The organism is Streptomyces alfalfae (assembly GCF_004127445.1).
In the GTDB taxonomy this organism is placed as follows: Bacteria; Actinomycetota; Actinomycetes; order Streptomycetales; family Streptomycetaceae; genus Streptomyces; species Streptomyces alfalfae.
Window position 1 is genome coordinate 244,670 of sequence record NZ_QEXM01000045.1, and the last position, 21,191, is coordinate 265,860.

The 21,191-nt window shown below is 72.8% G+C and carries 8 protein-coding genes; 1 reads left to right on the forward strand and 7 read right to left on the reverse strand.

The features are described 5' to 3' along the window. Nucleotides 1–35 precede the first annotated feature (35 nt). Together DCW30_RS27960 and DCW30_RS27965 are read right to left on the reverse strand one after the other, a co-directional pair. The gene (locus tag DCW30_RS27960; protein ID WP_076684184.1) at nt 36–1,598 is read right to left on the reverse strand and encodes an amidohydrolase; all 1,563 of its coding nucleotides are present in this window, start codon (nt 1,596–1,598) and stop codon (nt 36–38) included. Between the two features lie 677 nt (nt 1,599–2,275). After that, the gene (locus DCW30_RS27965) at nt 2,276–2,488 is read right to left on the reverse strand and encodes an MbtH family protein (RefSeq protein ID WP_062773760.1); all 213 of its coding nucleotides are present in this window, start codon (nt 2,486–2,488) and stop codon (nt 2,276–2,278) included. A gap of 250 nt (nt 2,489–2,738) precedes the next feature. Between DCW30_RS27965 and DCW30_RS27970 the strand changes: the two genes are divergently transcribed. Then, on the forward strand, nt 2,739–3,905 hold the full coding sequence (locus DCW30_RS27970) for an alpha/beta hydrolase-fold protein (protein ID WP_076684185.1): 1,167 nt from the start codon (nt 2,739–2,741) through the stop codon (nt 3,903–3,905). Between the two features lie 199 nt (nt 3,906–4,104). On the opposite strand, the gene DCW30_RS27975 is transcribed toward DCW30_RS27970, so the two are convergent. The 5 genes from DCW30_RS27975 to DCW30_RS27995 all read right to left on the reverse strand — a co-directional run bounded on the left by DCW30_RS27975 (nt 4,105) and on the right by DCW30_RS27995 (nt 21,155). Further along, a complete protein-coding gene (locus tag DCW30_RS27975) occupies nt 4,105–5,811 on the reverse strand; it encodes an ABC transporter ATP-binding protein (protein WP_076688825.1) in 1,707 nt (568 codons plus the stop codon). Then, nucleotides 5,795–17,035 (reverse strand): non-ribosomal peptide synthetase, encoded by an 11,241-nt coding sequence (locus tag DCW30_RS27980; RefSeq protein WP_076684186.1) that lies wholly within the window; start codon nt 17,033–17,035, stop codon nt 5,795–5,797. The genes DCW30_RS27975 and DCW30_RS27980 overlap by 17 nt, the downstream gene beginning before the upstream one ends. Before the next feature lie 227 nt (nt 17,036–17,262). Next, nucleotides 17,263–19,050: an ABC transporter ATP-binding protein gene (locus DCW30_RS27985; RefSeq protein ID WP_076684187.1), complete on the reverse strand. Its 1,788-nt coding sequence runs from the start codon at nt 19,048–19,050 to the stop codon at nt 17,263–17,265. Nucleotides 19,051–19,052: 2 nt separating this feature from the next. Further along, nucleotides 19,053–20,105 (reverse strand): iron-siderophore ABC transporter substrate-binding protein, encoded by a 1,053-nt coding sequence (locus tag DCW30_RS27990; protein ID WP_076684188.1) that lies wholly within the window; start codon nt 20,103–20,105, stop codon nt 19,053–19,055. 198 nt (nt 20,106–20,303) lie between these two features. After that, complete coding sequence (locus DCW30_RS27995) at nt 20,304–21,155, reverse strand: ABC transporter ATP-binding protein (protein WP_076684189.1); 852 nt, start codon at nt 21,153–21,155, stop codon at nt 20,304–20,306. Nucleotides 21,156–21,191: the final 36 nt, after the last annotated feature.

Here is a 21,191-nt window from a genome sequence, read left to right on the forward strand (position 1 = left end):
GCAAGGGGGGAGTAAGGATGCGTCTTCTTCGTTTTCTACGGTTGTCGGCCGTCCAGGTACGTGGCCACCACCTCGATGTCTCCGATGCGGGAGACCTCCACGGAGCGGGGGTCGTCGGCGAGTACGGTCAGGTCGGCTCGTTTGCCGGGGGTGAGGGTGCCGAGGTTGCGCTCCCAGTGGCAGGCGTGCGCGCCGGCGACCGTATAGGCGTACAAGGCCTCGTCCACCGTGATGGCCTCGGCCGGGCCGATCACCTGGCCGGACTCAGAGGTGCGCTCGACCATGAACTGGACGGCACGCAAGGGGGAGCCGTCCGCGACCGGGCGGTCGGAGCTGCCGACGAGCGGGACGCCGTGGTCCAGGAAAGCCTTGCCGCGGTAGAGCCATGGCGCTCGCGCCTCGCCCATGATCGCGGCATAGTCGTCGCCGAAGTAGCGCAGGAAGTTGGGCTGGACGACCGCGCTGAGGCCGAGCTGCGCGAAGCGGGGCAGTTGGTCGGGCCGGATCAGGCCCGCGTGTTCGATGCGGTGCCGGGCGCCGGGGCGGGGCCGGAGGCGTTGGGCCCGTTCCAGGGCGTCCAGGGCGATGTCGGCCGCGCGGTCACCGATCGCGTGGACGGCGAGTTGCCATCCGGCGAGGTGTCCGTCCACGATCGTGTTCGCGAGCGTGTCCGGATCGTCCTGCAACTGGCCCGTGTGGCCCAGCCCTTCGTAGGGGCCGCTGAGCGCCGCGGTCCGAGCCATCATGCCGCCGTCGGTGTAGATCTTCAGGGCGCCGACGGAGAGGCGGTCGTCGCCGAAGCCGGAGCGGAGGCCGAGGTCGAGGGCGCGTGGGATGCCGTCGGCCGCGTGTGCGGCGACCGGGTGCAGGCGGTCCGCGGAGACCATGAGCTGCGTCCGCAGCGGGAGCAGGCCCTGCTCGCGGGCGAGCTGATAGGCACCCAGTTCGACCGGGCTGTGGCCGAAGAGGGTGCCGCCAATGCCTGCCTCGGCACAGGCGGTGATGCCCTCGGAGAGACAGGTGCGGGCGGCGCGCCCGATCGCCTCCGCCAACTCCTGCTGGGAGTACGGCAACCGCAGCGCGCGGGCGGCGCCCATGGCGCCCTCGGCGAGGAAGCCGTTCTCGTGCGGGAGGTCGGCGGGGAGGAGATCGAGGACGGCGGAGTTGACGACGCAACCGTGGCCGGAGTCGTGCAGGATGTACACCTTGTGCCCGTGGCCGACCTGGTCCAGTTCGGCGGCGGTCAGGTGACGGCCGAGGGCCCGTTGGTCGTAGCCGACGAGGTCCAGCCAGGCACCGGCAGACGTCTGTGCGGCGGCGGCCTCCTCCACGACGGCGAGCACGTCGTCCACGCGCGTGTGGCCGGCGATGCTCAAAGTGCTCTCCTTGAGCCCGGTCCAGGCCAGGTGTACATGGGCGTCGATGAACCCGGGCAGCACGGTCGCGCCCTGGAGGTCGATCACCTCGCGCGCGGGCAGCGAGGTCACGGCCTCGTCGAGCCCCGCGATGCGGCCACGCCAGATGCCCAGGTCATGCGCTACGGGGTGGTCCGGGTCCATGGTGAGGAAGCGGGCGTTCGTCAGTCTGGTGCAGAGCATCAACGGGGTGCCTCCGACGTTTTGACCGGCCCTGGGGCCGATGGCCGACCCTCGGGTTGGTGTGTCGCTGATGGCGTCGGCCGTCTCGCGCCGAGGCCCGCCCATGTCGGGCCTCCGAGTGCCGAGCCCCGCCCGTGCCGGGCCTCCGAGTGCCGGGCCCCGCCATGTCGGGCCTCCGAGTGCAGGGCCTCCCCGCCACCGGGCTGGCTCACGCCGGGCTCCCCCTTACGGGCCCCGCCTGTGCAGAGCCGCCCCCAGCGCCGGGCCTCTCTGCCGCCGGATCGGACCGCACCGCGCCTCCCGTCACCGAACCGGCCCGGACAGCACCGCACGGGCTCCCCGCCATCGGACTGGCCCGATCCGGGCCACCTCGCGCAGGACTGGCCCACATCAGGCCCCCTATATCGAACGACCTGCCCGCGCCGGGCCCCACCGAGTCAGCCACCATCCGCGCCGCGTCAGCCCCCATGCGCGCCGAGCCAGGCCCAGCCTGGACCGGCCTCCGCCCGCAAGCAGGCCGTGTTCACGGGAAGCCACCGCCGATGGCACCCACCCCCGGCCGAGCTGTTCACCGGGGGAGCCGAAGGTCAGAGAGCCGAGGATCAGAAGACCGAGGGTCAGAGAGCCAGGGCGTCACGGAGGCCCGGGAAGCAGGCAGCCGGGGGCAGGGAGGGGGCTCAGGCGTCCATGGATGCCGCGAGGGAGCGGGGACGCAGGTCCGTCCAGTTGGTTTCGACGTACTCGATGCACGCATCCCTGGTGTTTTCCTCGAAGGCGACCGTCCAGCCTCCGGGCACCTCGGCGAAGGACGGCCAGATCGAGTGCTGCCCCTCGTCGTTCACCAGGACCAGGAAACGGCCTTCGGGGTCATCAAAGGGGTTGGTGCTCATGTGTCGGTTCCTCCTCGGCCCGACGGGCTCCGTGGCCGCGCCGGGCTTGTGCTTGCGCTTGTGCGTCTGCTGGCGTGTGCGTGCCCAGCTTCCCCTGCAGGGTGACCATGGCCGAACTCGCCCGCAGAGGCAAGCCGTTGTTCACCGACATACGCTCGGCGTCGTCGGCGCGCGGTTTACGTATTAGGTTAGGCTCGCCTAATTACGGCGAGCTTAGCCTCTCCCCTTCCCCTCTCACAAGGAGACGTTCATGTGCCCCGCCTCGGAGCCCGCCTTCGCCGACTTCGGGTTGCCCGGCGCCCCCGGTAGCGAGGAGTTCTGGGCGGCCGCGCGTACACCCGCCTCGGTCCCCGCGTCCGGCGGCGACGGCGACTGGAGGACCCTCTTCCTGTGGCGTCAGCAGACCACGTCAACCGCACAAAATGCCACAAGCGCCCCTATGTCCACGCCCGTGTCCGCGCCCGCGTCCCCGCCCCTGATCGACTTCGAGAGCTGGGCGGAGGCCACCGCGCTGCGGCAGTGGGGCACGACGGACTGCTGGTACGCCGAAGTGCGCATGCCCGCGCGGCTTCGTGTGACCTATCGGTTCCTGGTCGACGGTGAGGCGTACGCCGATCCGTTCAACCCGGTGGGCGCCGGCGGTGACCGGTCCATCGCTGCCACGCCCGACGCCCCCGCCCAGCCGCACTGGCCCGCTGTCGGCCCCGACGACATCCTGCCCGTGCCGCGCGCCCGGATCCGCTGGGCGAGTGAACGGCTCGGCGGCCGGCGCACCGTGCGTGTGCATCCGGTGGGTGGCGGCGGGCCCGTGGTGCTGCTGCTCGACGGGGACGACTGGCTGTATCTCCACCCGGCCATGACCGCGTTCGACGCGGCCTTCGCGGCCGGTGAGATGCCGCCCGTCACGCTGGTGTTCCTGCCGAGCAAGGACCGGGAGGCGGAGTTCGGCTGCCGGCCCGAGCTGTGGGAGGCGGTGCGGGACGAACTGCTGCCGCTGGTGGCGGAGTCCGGGATATCCGCCGACCCGAGTCGGCTCGTGGCCGCCGGGCAGAGCCTCGGCGGGCTGAGCGCGATGTACGCGGCGGTGGAGTTCCCGGAGCTGGTCTCCCGCGTCGCCTGCCAGTCCGGGTCGTTCTGGTGGTCGCCCGAGGCCATGGAGCTGGCCGACCCCCTGGGTGGCCGGGCCGGAGGTGCCGTCGCCGCGCGTCTGGCGGCGGGGGACCGCGACCTGTCGGGCCTGCGCATCGCCTTCGACCTGGGAGAACACGAGAGCCGCATGCTCGCCCACTGCGAAAGGACCGAGGATCTGGTGCGGCGGGCCGGCGCCACCGTGCGCGTCTCGCGGTCCGCCTCCGGCCACGACCGCGCCGGCTGGCGTCACGCCTTGCTGAGGGACGTCGCCTGGGCCCTCGGCTGAGAGGAGGCCCGCCCGCAGGCCCGCTCAGCTGACACAGCACCGTCCCCGAGGCGACGCCCGGCGAGCTCCCCTGCCCGAGCCCTCCCCTCGCCGGGCTCCACGGGACCCCCGCCGGACCCCTCTCCGTCGGCGGGGCCGCTCAACCAAGCCCTGGCGGATCCGCGACGGACCCCAAAGGACCCCGCGGTCGCCGGCTCCCTCAGCGAGCCACCGCCGCGCAGTACTCCTCGTCCGTGGCGAGGAGGTTGCGGTGGGTGTCCTCCGCGGTGATGACGCCGTCGTCCAGGACGAGCACCCGGTCCGCGGCGTCGAGCAGCGCGGGGCTGCTGGTGAGCACCAGGGTCGTCCGTCCCCTCCGCAGCTTCGCGACGTTGCGTGCGATGAGCTGTTCGGTGACGGCGTCGACGGCCGTGGTCGGGTCGTGCAGGACGAGGACGTCGGTGTCGGCGGCGAGGGCGCGGGCCAGGGAGAGCCGTTGGCGCTGGCCGCCGGAGAGGTTCGCCCCACGGTCGCGGACACCGTGGTCGAGGCCTTCGCGGTGGAGTGCGACGACGTCGGTCAGCATGGACGCCTCGACGGCCTCGGGGACCATGCCGCTGGTGCCGGAGGGATCGATGTTGCTGCGGAGTGTGCCCGCGAAGATCTCCCCGTCGTAGGGGTTCACGAGCAGGTGCTCGCGGACCGCCTCGACCGAGAGGGCCGGGAGTTCCTGGCCGCTGACCCGTACGACGCCCTCGTACGACTCCGGTGGTACGCGCAGGGCGAGGACCGAGGCGAGGTCGGCCGCCGCCCGCGGCTGGTAGACGGCGATGGCCACGAACTCGCCCGCGGCCACCGTGAACCGCAGCTTGCGCAGGGTCCCGTACGCGACGCCGTCGACGTCGAGGTCTCCGCCCGCGGCCGGGCGCGCCTCCCCCGGCGTCGCCACCGGGGGCGCGGACAGGACCAGTTCCATCCGCTCGGCCGAGGCGCGCGCGATCATCACGTACTTGGGCATCTCGGAGAACATCTTGAGCGGCTCGATGATGAACTGCGCGAGGCCCACGGCCATGACGAGCTCGCCGATGGTGATCTGGCCCTCGAAGGCGAGCCAGCCCGCCGTCAGGGTCACCGCGGCGGCGAGCACCGCGTTGAGGGCGAGGGCGGTGCCCGCGTAGACGCCGTTGACCTTGGCGACGGTGATCGACTGGTGCTTCGCCTCGGCGCTGACCTTGCGGTAGGAGCGGAAGGCCGCGTGGTTGCCGCCGAAGCCGTGCAGCGGGCGCAGGCCGGTGATCAGGTCGGCGACCTTGGCTCCGGCCCGTGCCACGCGGGCCTGCTGCTCCTTCGTGCTCGCGCCTATCCGCCGGGACATCACGCTGAGGATGGACAGGATCGCGACGGTTCCCACGATCACCAGCGCGCCGAGCCGCAGGTCCGCGAGGCCGAGCGCGACCGCCGCGACGACCACCGCGACGAGCGAGCTGACCAGCAGCGGCACGACTTCGATGATGTCGGCGGTCTGGTCGGCGTCCTCGGTGGCGATGGTGAGGATCTCGCCGGACTTGAGGTCGACGTCCCTGGCGACCGGCTGGAGGCCGCAGGCCGCGACCTGGACGCGCCAGCGGTGCGCCTCGGTCGTGTTGGCCTTCTGGAGGATGCGCATGCCGAACCGCCACGACAGCGAGACCGTCGTGATGATCAGGGCGAGCGCGCCGATCGACACGGCGAGCGCGCCGAGGCTCCGCTCGCCCTGCATCGTGTGTTCCACGATCAGGCCGAGGGCGATGGGGAAGGCGGTCTCGCCGGCCTGGTAGAGGCCCATGAGGACGGTGCCCCAGAGCATGGCGGCACGGTTCCGGCGCAGGGCGGTGCGCAGGATGCCGGAGCCCGCGCGGGGCCGCCGCGTGTCAGTTGTCTTCGTCATCGGGGTGACGGGTGTCTGCGTGGTCATCGAGATGGCGGGCAATCGCTTCCGGGGTTCGCAGGGTGAACAGGTCTCGGATGGTGACCACTGGACCGTACTCGCGTCGGAGCAGCCCGATCAGCCGTACGGCGAGCATCGAGTGGCCGCCGAGGGCCACGAAGTCACTCACCGCGCTGACCTCGTCGTCGTCCAGGTCAAGGGCTTCGGCGAAGAACTCGCAGACCAGCTCTTCCGTCTCGGTCTCCGGGCCGCGCTCGGCGGCCGTGGTCAGCGCGCCGAGCGGTTTGGCCTCGGGCAGGGCCTTGGTGTCGGCCTTTCCGTTCACGGTCAGCGGGATGCCGTCGACCTGGGCGTAGTGCGTCGGGCGCAGGAAGTCGGGGAGTCCCGCGCCCACCTCGGCGGCGACCGCCGCGAGGTCGGAGCCACCGGCACCACCAGAGCCACCAGAGCCACCAGAGCCACCAGAGCCAGGCGACAGTACGAGATAGGCGGCGAGCCGGTACGCCCCGTCGACCTGTGGATCGGGCTGGGCGACGGCCGCGACGAACCGCACGGCCGGGTGCGCCGCGAACGCGGCCTCGACCTCGCCCAGTTCGACCCGGTGGCCCCGGATCTTGACCTGCTGGTCGGTGCGGCCCAGGTACATCAGGTTGCCGTCGGGCCGCCGGACCACGAGGTCGCCGGTGCGGTACATCCGCTCGCCCGGCGCGCCGAACGGGCAGGCCACGAAGCGGTGCGCGGTCTGGGCGGGCTGCCCGAGGTAGCCGCGGGCGATGCCGATGCCCGCCACGTACAGCTCACCGGGCACGCCGTCCGGCAGGGGGCGCAGCCAGGGGTCGAGCACGTACGCGTCGGTGTTGTCGATCGCCACGCCCACCACCGGGTCCTGGCACTCGAAGGTGCCGACGCCGAGGGTGTTGATGGTGTATTCGGTGGGACCGTAGAGGTTGTAGCCGACCGTTCCCTCGGTCTCGGCGAGGCGCCGCCACAGCGTCGGGGTGACGGCCTCGCCGCCGAGCAGGACGAGCGCGGGCCGCCGGGCGGGGTTGTCGAGCAGGCCCTCGGCGACCAGCTGCTGGGCGTAGGTCGGGGTCACGTTGATGACGTCGATGCCGTGTTCGAGGCAGTACTCGACCAGGCGGGGCGCGTCGCGGCGCAGTTCCTCGTCGCAGATGTGCACCTCGTGCCCGTCGGCGAGCCAGAGCAGCTCCTCCCACGACATGTCGAAGGCGAACGACACGGTGTGGGCGATCCGGAAGACCCGGTTCTGGTGCTCGGCGAGGACCGGCTCGAAGATCCGCCGCTGGTGGTTGACCAGCATGTTCGTGAGGCCCGCGTACTCGGTCACGACGCCCTTGGGCTTTCCGGTCGAGCCGGAGGTGTAGATCGTGTACGCGGGGTGCCGCAGCCGGTCGGGGTCGTCCGGCGCGAACGTCACATACGGCTCGGCGTCCGGCAGCGGCCGGTCCAGCTCGATCAGCTCGTACGTCCGGACCGGGCCGCCCGCCCCACCGGAAGCACCCGCTCCGACGACGCCGCCCGCCCCGCCGGAATCGCCTACTCCGGCGACACCGCCCGCGAGCCGGGGGGCGACCCCGCTCACCGTGAGGATCACCTCCGGCCGGGCGTCCGCGACGATCGCCGCGATCCGCTCGTCCGGGTGGTCGAGCTCCAGCGGCACGTACGCGGCGCCGACCCGCAGCACGGCGAAGAGCGCCACGATCGAGTCGAGCGAGCGCGGGACCGCGAGGCCCACGGTCGTCTCGGGGCCGATGCCGCGCCCCGCGAGCACGCCCGCCACCGCCCGGCTGCGGTCGCGCAGCTCGGCGAAGGTCATGGTCGAGCCCTGCGCGACGAGCGCGGTCCGCCCGGGATCGCGGTCCGCCGCCAGGTCGAACCGGTCGACGACGGTGTCGGTGCCGACGTCCGTGCGCTCGCCGGGCTCCGGCCGCGGGGCGAGCCCCTTCAGCGCGCCGACCGGGCCGGCCGCCGAGGCGAGGTCGTCGAGTACGCGCAGGTAGTCGTCGAGGAGCCGCCGGGCGCTCGCGGTGTCGCCGTGGCGGTGCTCCAGCTTGACCGTGAGCCGCTCACCGGGGGTGACGACCCAGGTGTACGGGTAGTGCGTGGAGTCGTCGGCCTTGACGGACGTGATGCCGTGCCGGGCGTTCATCGCGGCGAACGCGTCCATGTCCAGGAAGTTCTGGAGGACGAACAGGTTGTCGAAGAGCGTGTCGTGCCCGCTGGCCCGCTGGATCTCGCCGAGGCCCAGGTGCTCGTGCTCCATCGCCTCGACCCTGGCGCTCTGCACGGCCGACAGATAGGCGCCGACCGGGTCGTGGGGCCGGGCCCGCGTCCACATGGGCACGGTGTTGAGGAGCACGCCGACGACGTCGGAGAGCCCCTCGCCCTCGCGGCCGGAGACCGTCACGCCGAACACGGCGTCAGCACGTCCGGTGCGGGCGCCGAGCAGCAGGCCGAAGGCGCCGGTCAGCACGGAGTTGAGCGTGACGCCGTGTGTCCTCGCCGCGTCCCGCAGCAGGTCCGACTGCTCCGCGGAGAGCGTGTGGACGAGCGCGTCCGGCAGTTCGTCCGAGAGGGCCGGCGTGGGTCCGGCGAGCAGCGTCGGGCCGGGGAGCCCCGCCAGGTGCTCCGCCCAGAAGCGCTCCGACGCGGCGGAGTCCTTGGCCGCGAGCGTGCGGGCGTACTCCTCGAAGCCCGGTGTGGCCGGGGAGGCGTCGAGCGGTTCGCCCGCGACGACGGCCTCGTAGGCGTCGAAGAGGTCCCGCAGCACGATTTCGCGGGACCAGCCGTCCCAGAGCAGCAGGTGGTAGCTGAGCAGCAGGCCGTCGCGCCCTTCGGGCATGCGCACCACGGTCAGCCGGATCAGCGGCGGCTCGGCCGGGTCGAAGCCCGTGTCGCGGTCCCTGGCGCGCAGGGCGTCGATCTCCGCTTCGGTCGTCAGCGACAGCGTGCGGACGTCGACGCGGCGGCCCGCCTTGAGGAGCTGTACGGGGTTGCCGTCGTCGTCCGTCGCGAAGCCGGCGCCCACGACGGGGTGGCGGGCGATGACGTGCGCCATCGCTTCGGCCAGCGCGTCGGTGTCGAGGCGCCGGTCGAAGGTGAACCAGCTCTGCGCGACGTAGTGTCCCGCCGCGCCCGCGAGCTGGGCCTGGAAGAACAGGCCGCGCTGGAGCGGGGTGACCGGGGCCGTGCGCTCGGCCGTCTCGGCGGCGTCCGCGATGTGTTCGAGGGCGTTCAGCCAGTGCTCGACGATCTCGTCGGGCACGCCGTCGGCGAGCGTGAACTCGGCGTGCAGACTGCCGGTCGCCTCGTCGGTCCAGGCGTTGACCTCGACGGCGTACGGGCTGTGCTGGTCGCCGCCGGTGATGCGGGGCGCGTCGGACTCGCTGCCGCGGCCGAGGTAGTTGAACAGCACCTGCGGCTGGGCGGTGAGCAGCGGGGCCGTCTGCGGGTTGAGGTACCTGAGCTGGCCGTACGTCACGTGGCCGCGCTCGTCCGGCTGGCGTTCGGCGACCTCGCGGGCCGCCGCGACGGGGTCGGTGTGCGGGGTGAGCCGCACGGGCGCGATGGCGGTGAACCAGCCGACCGTGCGGGTGTAGTCATGGTGGTCGAGGGCCGGGACCCTGCCGTGCCGTTCCAGGTCGACGGCGAGATCGGTGGGCGCGTCCTGTATGTGGGTCAGCGCGGTCCGCAGCGCGCCGCACAGCAGCTCGGTGAGTTCGACGCCGAGCGCGGCGGGCGCGGTGCGCGTCACGCGGTCGCTGACCTCGGGCGCGAGCACGGCCGTGGTCTCGCGCAGCGCCCCCGGCGCGGGTGAGGGCAGCGGCGCGGGCGCGCCGAGCGTGCTGATCCACTCGCCGAGGCCCTCGGTGGCCTGCGTGGACCGCACCGCGAGCGCTTCGGCGTACTCGGCGTACGGCGTGGTCGGCGGTGCCAGGTCGGCGCCGCGCAGGGCGGTGGCGAGGTCGTCGAGCAGGATCAGCCAGGAGACCGCGTCGACGGCGAGGTGGTGGGCGGTGACCACCAGGGTCCGGCTCGCCTCCAGCCACGAGAACGCGACGACGTCCCCGGCCTTGGGGTCGAGCCGCCCGGCCGCCTCGTTCGCGGCGGCGGTCACGTCGGCGTCGGCGGACGTCACGTCGGCGTCGGCGGCCCGCGCAAGAGCGCCGGCCGTCGCAAGGGCGTCTACGGACGTCACACCCGACTCGGCGGCCGTCACGCCCCCGCCCGTTGCCGTTGCCACCCGTACGACCGTGACCCCGTCGGCGGGTTCCGTGCGGGCGGACCACACACCGTGCTCGGCGCGCAGCCGCAGCCGGAGTGCCGGATGGGCGGCCACGACGGCGTCCGCGGCGCGCACGGCGTCGGCGTACCCGGCGCCTTCGGGGGCCCGCACCGCCCTGGCCTGGGCGAACCGGTCGAGCGTGCCGCCGAGTTCGCGCTGGCGCAGCATGATGGGCGTCGGCGTCAGGGGGCCGTCCTCGCGGTGGCGGACGGCGGCGGGCGTCTCGGGCGCGGGCGCACTCGTCGCCAGGCGTTCGGCGAGCGCGCGCGGCGTCCGGCACAGGAACACGTCCCGTGGCGCGATCGGCAGGCCGAGCGCCCTGGCCCGGTTGATCACGCTGATGGCGACGATGCTGTCACCGCCGGCCGCGAAGAAGTCGGTGTCGGCGTCGACCGAGGCGCCGGGCAGGGCCTCGGCGAAGACCCCGACGAGCGCGGCGAGCGCGGACTCCCCCACGGCGGGCGCGGTGGCTCCGGCGGCGCCCGAAGCACCGGTCGGCGAGACGGCGCCGTGCGGAAGGTCGTGCTCCGCGGCCCGCGCGACCAGCGCCTTGCGGTCCAGCTTGCCGTTGACCGTCAACGGCAGCGCGTCGATGGGCAGGACCCGCCCCGGCACCATGTGCGCCGGCAGCTTCGCGGCCAGCGCGGCGGTGAGGTCGCCGGGCGTCCGGCCCACGACATGGGCGACCAGGTGGTCGCCGCTGTCCGCCACGGTGACGGCCACGTCGACCACACCGTCGAGCTCGCGTACCGCGGACTCCACCTCGCCGAGTTCGATGCGGAAGCCCTTGAGCTGCACCTGGTCGTCGGCGCGCCCCGCGAACTCCAGCTCGCCGTCGAGCGTGCGGCGGGCCAGGTCGCCCGTGTGGTACATCCGCGATCCGTCGCCCGCGAAGGGGTCCGCCACGAAGCGGCCCGCCGTGAGTCCCGGCCGGCCCAGGTAGCCGAGGGCCACCTGGTCGCCCGCGACGTAGATGGCGCCGACCCGCCCCGGCGGCACCGGCCGCAGCCGGTCGTCGAGCAGGTAGGTGACCAGGCCGGGGATCGGGCCGCCGATGGGGCTGACGTCGTCGCCGTGCGCGAAGTCGTCGTCGGTGAGCACCCGGTGGGTGACGTGGACGGTGGTCTCGGTGATGCCGTACATGTTGACCAGCTCGGGCGAGGCGGCGCCGTGCCGCTCGACCCAGCCGCGCAGCCGTCCGAGGTCGAGCGCCTCGCCGCCGAAGATGATGCGGCGCAGGGAGGTGGCCGGGCCGTCCGCGTGCCGGTCGGCCTCGGTGAACCGGTAGAACGCCGACGGGGTCTGGTTGAGCACCGTCACCCCGCGCTCGCGGACGAGGCGGTGGAAGTCCACGGGCGAGCGGGTGAGTCCGTACTCCGGCACGAGCAGTTCGCCGCCGTGCGCCAGGGCGCCCCACAGCTCCCAGACCGCGAAGTCGAAGGAGAAAGAGTGGAACTGCACCCACACGTCGGACGGCCCGAACCCCATGTCGGGCCGCGTGTTGGCGAGCAGGGTCACCACGCTGGAGTGCGGCACGGCGACGCCCTTGGGTCGCCCGGTCGATCCGGAGGTGTAGATCACGTAGGCGGGGTCGTGCCACGTGGCGTCGGGTCCGGCCGTCTCGTCGGCGGCCTCGGGCAACTCCTCGCCGCGCACGAGCACGCGCGCCGCGACGCCCGCCTTCGCCAGAAGCCCGGTGAAACGGTCCTGCTGCTCGCGTTCGACGAGCACGACCTGCGGGGCGGCGTCGCCGAGGATGTACTCCAGGCGCTCGTCGGGGTAGGCGAGGTCCAGCGGCACGTACGCGCCGCCCGCCGTGACGACGGCGACCATGGCGACGACCTGTTCGAGCGAGCGGGGCACGGCGACGGCTACCCGCCGGCCGGGGCCGACCCCGGCCGCGCGCAGCACCGACGCCAGGGCGGCGGCGTCGGCCGCCAGTTCGCCGTACGTCAACGACCGCGTGGTCCCGTCCAGAGCGCACTGCGTGACGGCCGTGGCGGCCGGATCGCGGCGCGCGGCGGCGGCGAACAGCGCGCCCAGGGTCGTGCGGGTGACGGGTTCGGGGCGCCGGGCGTCCTCGGGCGCCACCTCGGTGACCAGGGCATCCTGCCGGGTGAGCAGGCCGGTGAGGGTCGCGGCGAACGTCCGCAGGATCTCCTGCGCGCTCGGCTCGCGGAGCAGTTCACCGTCGTAGATGAGGTTGAAGCGCGGCCGTCCTTCGGCGGTCCGCTCCACGACGAGGGTCAGCGGGTAGTGCGGGGCCCCTTCGTTGACGATGGCGGTGACGGCCAGGTCGGCGTCGGGCGTGCGCAGGTCGGCCACGTCGGCGGCGACGTCGAACACCACCAGGGTGTCGAAGAGGTTGCCCGCGCCGGCCTGCCGGCCGATGCGCGCCAGCGAGACGTGCTGGTGCGGGAGGACCGCGCTCTGGTGCGCGCGCACCGAGGCGAGCAGGTCGCGTGCGGTGGTGCCGGCGCTCCAGCGGGCGCGCACGGGGACGGTGTTGATGAACAGGCCGACCATGTCGCCGATGCCGGGGACGTCCGCGTCGCGGCCGGACACGGTGGAGCCGAAGACCACGTCCGTGCCGCGCAGAATGCCGCCGAGCGTCACCGCCCAGGCGCTGTGCACGGCGACGCTGAGGGGCACACCGGCGGCGCGCACGGCCGCGTCGACGTCGTCGGCGGGCACCACGGCGGTGTCGGCGAACCGGTCGGAGGGCGTGTGGCCCTCGGCGACCAGCGAGGGGCCCGGCAGCCCGGCCAGTTCCTCGGCCCAGACCCGGTCGCTCTCCTCGTCGTCGCGTCCGGCGAGCCATGCCACGTAGTCGGGGAAGCCCCGGAGCGCGTACACACTGCCCGGCGCGTGGTACTCGGCGAGGAGCGCGCGGAGCATCGGCGGCACCGACCAGCCGTCGGCGATGATGTGGTGCACGGTCTGCACCAGGACGTTCCTGCCCGCGCCCGCGCGGATCAGCGTGTACCGCATCAGCGGCCCGGTGGCCAGGTCGAACCCGGCGCGGCGGTCGCTCTCGGCGTACGCCCGTATCTCGTCGTCGGTGATGCCGGGGCGGTCCAGCGTGGTGAAGGGCGCCTGGACGCCGCTGTCGAGCACGGAGACGACGCGGCCGTCGGCCAGCGCCACGAAGCGGGCGGCCAGGTTGGGATAGAGGGTCAGCAGCCGGGTGGCCGCGGTGGCGAGCCGGTCGGCGTCCACCTCGCCGTCGGGCGTGTCGAGCGTGAGGAGCTGCTGCTCGACGTAGGCGCCCGCCGATTCGTCGTCGAAGACGGAGTGGAAGTACAGGCCTTCCTGGAGCGGGGTCAGCGGCAGGATGTCCCGCAGCGCGGGTCCGTCGAAGGCGTCGACGTCGGCCTGGGTGAGGGGGACGAGGGGGAAGTCGCTCGGGGTGTGGCCGCCCTGGTCGAGGGCGGCGAGGGCGGCGAGGGTCTCGCGGAAGTAGTCGCCGAGGACCGTGATGTCGTCGTCGGTGAACATGCCGTCGGGCCAGGAGACGGTGGTGACGAGCTCGTACTCGCCGCCGTCCGCGCCGGGTTCGGCGATGGCGTTGAACTCCAGGGCGCGCGGCAGCCGCATCCTCGGGTCGCGCTTCTCGCCCAGCTGGCCGGTCGGCCCGGTGAGCTGCCACTCCCCCGAGGCGCCCGCGTCGAAGCGGCCCAGGTAGTTGAAGAGCACCTGCGGCGCGGACGTGTCGGTCGCGGTGCCGTGCAGGTACCGCAGGGCGCCGTAGGACAGGCCGTTGGCGGGCACGCGGGCGAGGTCTTCCTTGACCGCCTTGAGCGCGGCGGCCAGGTAGGCGGGCGCGCGGAAGTCGTCCGCCGCGCCGGGGTCCACGGTCACGGGGAACAGCGTGGTGAACCAGCCGACGGTGCGGGAGAGTTCCGGTTCGAAGCCCGCGGCGTCGGCCACGAACCGCCCCTCGCGGCCGTGCCCCTCCAGCTCGATGTGCGCGAACGTCTGGTCCTGGCCGAGGTCGCGGCGCCACCGGGCGAGGGTGACGGCCAGCGCGGTCAGCAGGACGTCGTTGACGCCCGCGTGGAACTTCGCGGGCACCTCGCCGAGGAGCGCCGCGGTGATCTCGGGGCCGACGGACACGGTACGCAGCCGCTCCCGCGCCACGGTGTCCGCCTCGGTCAGCCGGCGCCTGCCCAGCGGCTCGTCCGTGCCCGGCAGGGGGCGCAGCCAGTGGTCGCGGTCCGCGTCGAACGCGGCGCGTTCCAGGAGCTGCGTCCAGCGCCGGAACGAGGTGGTGACCTGCGGCAGTTCGATCGGTTCGCCCGCGGTGACCTGCCGCCACGCCGTGGCCAGGTCGTCCATCAGGACCCGCCAGGAGACACCGTCGATGACCACGTGGTGGACGACGACGACCAGTTCGCGGGAGGCGCGGCGCCAGACGGCGCGCAGCATCACGCCGCCCTCCGGGTCCAGCCCCTCGGTGGCGAGCGCGACACACTCGTCCAGCGGCAGGCCGCTCTCCTGCCAGCTCGCCGTGGCCCGTTCCGCGGACGGGATGACGAAGCTCCAGCGGTCTCCGCGGACCAGCTCGGCGCGGAGCATGTCGTGGCGGCGGACCACCGCGGCGAGGATGTCGTCGAGGGCGTCCGCCGTGAGGTCCGCGGGGGTGTTCAGGACCACCGACTGCACGAAGCCGTCGATCGCGTCCGTGGTCTCGCCGAGCCACTGCACGATGGGCGATCCGCTGACCGGGCCTGTCGCGACGTCGCCGTGGTCGATGGTGGTGACGTCCTCGCGGCTCGCCACCGCCGCGAGGGCGCCGACGACGCCGTGGGTGAAGATCTGTCGTGCGGTGACGTGGAGACCGGCCTCGCGCAACGCGCTGAGCAGCGAGATCGCCAGGATGCTGTCGCCGCCGAGGGCGAAGAAGTCCTGGTCGACGCCGACTTCTTCGAGCTGGAGGAGGTCCGCGACCACGGCGCAGACCACGCGTTCGTTGTCGGTGGCCGGGGGCTTGAGCGCGGCCGTCCCGGCGACCGGCTCGGGCAGGGCGCGGCGGTCAACCTTGCCGTTCGCGGTGAGCGGGAACTCCGGGACGACGACGACGTGGGCGGGCACCATGTACTCGACCATGTGCTCGGCGGCCCATGCCTTGACCGTGTCCGCCCGCAGGTCCTCGCTGCCGGCGGCGGGGATCACGTAGCCCACGAGGTAGGTGCCGCCGGCCGCGTTCTTCTTGGCGACGACGCAGGTGTGCCGCACTTCGGGGTGCTCGGCGAGGCCGACCTCGACGTCCTCGATCTCCAGGCGCATGCCGCGGATCTTGATCTGGTTGTCGGCGCGGCCGAGGAAGTCCAGGGAGCCGTCCGGGGCGAACCGGGCGAGGTCGCCGGTGCGGTAGAGCCGGGAGCCGTCGTCGGCGAAGGGGTTGGCCACGAACCGGGAGGCGGTCAGGCCGGGCGCGTTGACGTATCCGCGGCCGAGCAGGAGGCCGCCCACGTACAGCTCGCCGCCGACGCCGACCGGGACCGGGCGCAGTTCGTCGTCGAGTACGTAGAGCTGCGTGTTGGGGTTGGCCCTGCCGATCGAGGTCGACAGGCGTTCGGCGGTGCCCCGGTAGATGACGTGGGAGACGCCGATGGTCGTCTCGGCCGGGCCGTAGCCGTGGTACATCGGTATGTCGAGGCGGGAGCGGAAGCGGTCGTACAGCTCCGAGGTCAGCACCTCGCCGCCGCACCACACGTGCCGCAGGCTGTCGAGTGCCCCGGAGTCGCCGGCCATCTCCAGGAGCACGTCGAGCATCGACGAGACGAGGTAGGTGAACGTGACGCGCTGCTCGGCGATGACGCTGAGCAGGTGGTGCGGGTCGCGCTCGCCGCCGGGCCGCAGGACCACGAGCCTGCCGCCGCTGACCAGGGGCAGGAAGATCTCGTTGATGGAGATGTCGAAGGAGAGCGGCGCCTTGAACAGCGAGGCGTCGTCGTGGCCGAAGCCGAGGATCTCGTCGACCTGCCAGAGCAGGCGCTCGCTGATCGCCTTGTGGCGGATCATGGCGCCCTTGGGGCGTCCGGTCGAGCCCGAGGTGAAGATGACGTAGGCGAGGGAGTCGCCGGGGGTGGTGATCCCGGGCGCCTCGGCGGGCCGGTCGCCGAAGCGCCAGGCGTCGAGGTCGACGGCCACGGCTTCCGGTTCGTCGCCGTCGTGCTCGCCGGAGGCGTTGAGCTGGAGGACGACGCGGGCGTCCTCGATGACGACGGCGCGGCGGGCGGTGGGCCACTGCGGGTCGAGCGGCACGAAGGCGCAGCCGGCCTGGAGGACGCCGAGGAGCCCGATCACCATGTCGGCACAGCGGCCGAGGGAGATGCCGACGACCTGTTCGGCGGTGAGGCCGCGCGCGAGCAGGTGGTGGGCGAGCTGGGCCGAGTGCTCGGCGGCCTGGCGGTACGTCAGGGACCGGTGCTCGTCGACGATGGCGATGGCGTCGGGCCTGGTCCTCGCCTGCTCGCGGAACATCTCGACGATGGTCGGGCGGTCCCGCTCGGCGTCGGTGTCGTTCCACCGGGCGAGGGCCGCGAGGCGGTCGGCGGGGCCGAAGGGGCCGATGGTGCCGAGGGGCCTGTCGGGGAAGTCGGCGAGGTCGTCGAGGGCGAGCTGCGCGTCGGCGAGGTCGACGCCTTCGGGGACGCCGATGCTCAGGCCGTCCGCCGCGACCGGCCAGTCGGCGCTCGTGGCGCCGCCGTTGTCGGCCCAGGCGAGGACGTCGGCGAAGAGTGTGCCCGGGGCGAGGTCGATGCCCTCGGGCGACAGGCCCGTCGCCCAGTACGACAGACCGATGGCGCACGCTTCGGCGATGGCCCGGTCGGAGTGGTCACCGGTCCGCCGGCGCACCGCCGCCAGACGCTCGGGGGCAAGCAGTACGAGGCGAGCGCTCGGTTCGGTCATCGAAGACTCAGCGTCCTTCCACAGCATAGAAGTTAGGCTAGCCTAACTTAGGATCACCTAACACCCCTGGTGAGAGCGTGTTCGACCACACCTCACCAGACCGACCACACCTCGCAGGCCCGGCCGCCCCCCCGATCGGCTCCGCCTGCCAGGCTCGGCGGTCCTGAACGGTCAGGCCGGCCACCGCTGGGCTCCGCCCGCCGGGCCCGGCCGGCCGTCCCGCTTCGCTAGCTGCCCTCGCGCCAGGCCCGCCACAGCCGGGCGTACCTGCCGCCCAGGGCCACGAGGTCGTCGTGCGTGCCCTGCTCCACCACGCGGCCCGCGTCGAGGACGGCGATCCGGTCCGCCGCCATCGCCTGCGTCAGACGGTGGGCCACGAACAGCGTGGTCCGTCCCACGCACGCGGCGAGCACCGCCCGTTCGAGCTCGGCGGCGCCCTCGCTGCCCGCCTCTGCGGTCGACTCGTCGAGCACCACCACCGGCGCCCGGCCGAGCACCAGCCTGGCCAGGGCGATCTGGGCGACCTTGGCGACGTCCAGGCGTTCGCCGCCCTCGCCGACCATGGTGTCCAGGCCCTCGGGCAGCGCCTCGACCCAGTCCCCGGCGCCGACCGTGCGCAGGGCGTCCATCAGTTCGGCGTCGGTCGCGTCCGGCGCGGCGAGGCGCAGGTCGTCCGCGAGCGGCCCCGAGAACACGTGCGTCTCCTGGGTCAGGATGCTCACCAGGCCCCGCGCGGCGGCCTCGTCCAGCTCCGCCAGGTCCTGCGACCCGATGCGCACGGAACCGGCCTGCGGGGTGCCGATGCCCGCGATCAGCGCGGCGAGGGTCGACTTCCCGGCCCCCGTGGCGCCGACCAGGGCGAGCGACCCGCCCGCGGGGATCGTCAGGTCGACGTCCGTGAGCACCGGCTCATCGGTGTCCGGGTAACTGAACGTCAGCCCCTCGACCGTGACCGGGTACGCCACGGCCTTCGCGGGCTCCACGGACGCGTCGCCCACGAGGCGGCCGTCCGCGGACTCGCCGAGCACGCCGACGAGCCGGGTCAGGCTGGCGCCCGACTTCTGCGCCTCGTCGAAGGTGAACATGATGGCGCCCAGCGGCGTGAACAGCCGGTGGAACATCAGCGGCGCCGCCGACACCTCGCCCAGCGTGGCCGCGTCCGCCTCCAACAGGGCGTATCCCGCCACGAGGATGAGGACGAGGCCGATGAACTCGGCGCGGTTCTCCCGGCCGACGAACCGCCCGAAGAACCGGAACACCTCGACCCCGAGGTCCCGCACCCGCCAGGACTCCTGGGTGACCTTCTCGCGGAAGGAATCCTCCAGGCGGTACGCCCGGACGGTGTCGATCCCGTCCAGGCCGCTGATCAGCGCCTGCGCCCGGTCCGCCTGGGCCACCCGCTGCTTGCGGTAGAGGGGGGCGGAGCGGGGCAGGTACCAGCGCAGGGCAAGACCGTACGCGGGCAGCGCGGCGGCGCCCGCCAGACCGAGCCGCCAGTCCAGGCCGAACATGCCGACCGTGGCGATGGCGACGAGCACCCCGGCGGAGAACACCGTGGGGATGGCCGTGCGGATGCCCTTGGACAGGACGGCCACGTCGTCGCCGACCCGGGAGAGCACGTCCCCCCGGCCGACCTGCTCGATCCGCGCGCTCGGCATCCCGAGCACCGCGCGGACCGCGCCTTCGCGCAGCCGTGCGAGCAGATCCGCGCCGAGGCGTCCGATCAGATACGTCGACACCGCGGTGGCCGCCGCGCCGAGCAGCGCGGCGGAGACCAGCAGGACGGCGATCGTGACCAGGACCGAGCGTGAGTCGCCCTCGACCACCGCGTCGACCACCCGGCCGAGCAGCAGCACGGGGAGCACCTGGAGCGCCGCCCCGGCCACCGTGGTGAGCACCGTGGCCGATGACAGCCATGGCATCCGCCGGCAGTGCGCGCCGACCCAGCGGGCCGCCTCGCCCCCGCCCGCCGTGCGCAGGGTCGCCGGGGCGGGGCGTGTGTCCGTGCTGCTCACACTCAGTCGACCGACTTCACGAGCTCGTCGATGGCGTACGGCAGGGAGAGCGCGGTGCTCTGGGACATGGCGGCGCCGACCGCCGGGCCCTCACTGTCGAGCAGGTAGGAGACCTTGTTCTTCTTCACCGCGTCCAGGTTGGCGAAGAGCTTGTCCTTCTTGATCGCCTTCGTGTCCGCGGCGTCGTTGATGACGATGACGCGGTCGACGTCGATCAGGTCCATGCGCTCGGGCGAGAGTTCGGTGGAGAACTTGCCGCCGGCGACCTTGTCGACCTTCGTCTGGTACGTGAAGCCCATGCCCGTCAGGAGCCGGCCGCGCACGTCGGTGGAGGTGAACGGGTTCACGGAGTCCTTGTACCAGGACAGCGCCACGGCGGTCTGGCCCGCGAACTCCGGGTGCGACTTCTTGGCCGCGGCGAGCTTGTCCTCGATGCCCTCGACGAGCTTCTTGCCCTCGTCCTCCTTGCCGAGCGCCTTGGCGATGTGGACGGTGTTGTCCTGCCAGGGGGCGCTGAACAGCTCCTTCTCGCCCTTGGTGCGGCCGACCGTCGGAGCGATCTTGGAGAGCTTGTCGTAGGCGGCCTTGTCGATCTCGGAGTAGACCGCGACGATCAGATCGGGCCGCAGGGCGGCGATCTTCTCGTAGTTGGGCCCCGAGTCGCCGTTGGCCATGACGACCTCGGGCTTGGTGTCGCCCCACTTGTCCTTCACCCAGGGCCACTGGGTGTTGATGTCGGGGGACTTGCCCGCGGGGTTCGGGTACTGGTCGGTCATGCCGACCGGCTTGGTGCCGAGCGCGAGGACGGCCTGGTCGTCCGTGTAGCCCACGGTGACGACCCGCTTGGGCGCCTCGGTGACCTTCGTGGTCCCGAACGCGTGCTCGACGCTGACGGGGAAGGAGCCGCCCGCGGCGGCGGCCGGCGCGCCGTCGCTCTCCTTGTCCGCCGAATCGGAACCGCACCCGGCGAGAAGTCCCACGCCGAGAGCCGCGGCGGACACGGTCGCCGCCAGTCGCCGCCACGGCTTCGTGAGCGTCGTTCGATCGAGGAGCATCCGGAATCCCTTGCTTTCGCGCTGACCGCTGCGCCCTGTGTAAGGGCAGCCAACCTTAACCCGTCGTTATGAGGTTAGCCTAGCCTTACTGCCCCATCGCACGGGCGGGCCGGTCGAGTTGTGCGCCGCGAACCGTCACGCATCGCCCGGTGACGGTTCCGGACGGCGTCGCAGGGCCGTCGTGATGGGTGTCGAGGGTCAGTCAAGTCGCACGTGCGTACGGCCGATCGGCACGATGAGGGGCCGGTCGCCCACCGGGTCGTCGACCACCCTGGCGCGCAGCCCGAACGCCTCTTCCAGCAGTTCAGCGGTGATCACGTCGCGCGGGTGCCCCTGCGCCAGGATCGCCCCGTCGCGCATCACGACGAGGTTGTCGCTGTAGCGCGTGGCGAGGTTGAGGTCGTGCAGGACCATGACGACCGTGCGGCCCGACTCGTGCAGATCGTCGACCAGGTCGAGCACGTCGATGGCGTGCGCCAGGTCCAGATAGGTCGTCGGCTCGTCGAGGAGCAGCAGGTCGGTGCCCTGGGCCAGGGTCATCGATATCCAGACGCGCTGGCGCTGGCCGCCGGAGAGCGAGTCGACGGGACGGTCCGCGAGGTCGGCGACCCCGGTCATGGCCAGGGCCTTCTCCACCACGTCCGCGTCGTCCGACGACCACTGGCGCAGCCAGCTCTGGTGCGGGTGGCGGCCCCTGGCGACCAGGTCGGCCACCGTGAGCCCGTCCGGCGCCACCGGGGCCTGCGGCAGCAGCCCGAGCTTCTTGGCGACGGTACGGGTCTTGAGCCTGCCGATGTCCTCCCCGTCCAGGACGACCGTGCCCGCGGTCGGTTTGAGCAGCCTCGTCAGCGTGCGCAACAGGGTCGACTTGCCGCAGCCGTTGGGCCCGATGATCGTGGTGATCACTCCGGGCGGGATCTTCACGTCGAGGCCGTCGATGACGGTCCGGCCGCCGTATCCGACCGTGACGTCCTCGGCCGCGAGCCGTGCGGCGCCGGCGGCCCCGTCGGCGACTGCGGGTCCGGCGTCGATGATGTACTGAGCGGCCACGAGCCCCCCTGCATTAGGTATGGCTGTATTAGGTAT